The 963-nt window shown below is 56.8% G+C and carries 1 protein-coding gene; it reads left to right on the forward strand.

The features are described 5' to 3' along the window. Positions 1 to 668: hypothetical protein (locus tag ACP5MM_RS09795; RefSeq protein ID WP_427934534.1), on the forward strand; the 668-nt coding region annotated here is incomplete at its 5' end. Positions 669 to 963 lie beyond the last annotated feature (295 nt).

The raw sequence follows: 963 nt of genomic DNA on the forward strand, positions 1-963 counted from the left end.
AACGAGCCAGGACACATTATACCATGGAAAACATAGCGTTGCTCCTGCTTTCTGGCAGCGAACTCACGGATTCAGGTTTTTATCCAGATCGATTCGACCTTTCCCAGCAGCCCGGGCTCAAAATCGGGACGGTCTGCCATGGAGTAAGCTACAAAGTCATAAAACAAACTTACGGCGAATACGAAGTGCCCGACAAAGCCTTCGTTCAGACCTCTCTATCAGTATATGAAGGCGCAATCCGTCTCAATGACAGTGTTCGCACCTGGCAAGGCCATAAAACACTTTCCGATGTGGATAAACATGCACTCCTGCCTTTTGACGAGAGAGGATGGATCAGGGTCCGTATTCAAACCCGATGTGTGGAACCCGGACAAAAGCCAGACAACTCTTGGGAAGATTACGAAATTTCGAAAGGTGGAATGCTCTCTAATTATCTTGTCGATGGGATTTTCCTGCTGAAGAAAATCAGCGATCAGCCCGCCGCGCCCGGCCCCGGCTCCTTGCCCAAGCTAGGCCAGGGGACGGGAACGATCCAAACGCAGAAACCAGCGGCGCCGGCGCGCAAGTCTCTGATCGGCAGGCAACGCCGCTGGTCGCAAACGCGCGACGCCGGCAAGGTCAAGGGCGTTTTCCGCGCCACACTATTTCAAACGTACCGCCCTGTTTGAACGACGCTACCTGGCCTTCCGATATACGGAGTAATGTGCGAGGCCACCAAACCCGATCGGGAAAATTTCCTCGAAGCCGACCTCTCCCAGCCCGGCTGCCCGACCTGCGGGCCGTCCAGCCAACGGCCTTTGGAGACGGCGGCCGGTTTGGATGCATGGGACATGACCCTGGAGCTCCTCCAACACCTGGAAAAACAGGGACCCCTCAGCCCTGCGTCCCCCCCACCGTCAGGTCGCGGATCTTCAGGGTGGGCTGGCCGACGCCCACGGGCACGCTCTGACCATCCTTGCCGCA

Source organism: Acidithiobacillus sp. (assembly GCF_049965315.1).
Taxonomy (GTDB): Bacteria; Pseudomonadota; Gammaproteobacteria; order Acidithiobacillales; family Acidithiobacillaceae; genus Acidithiobacillus_B.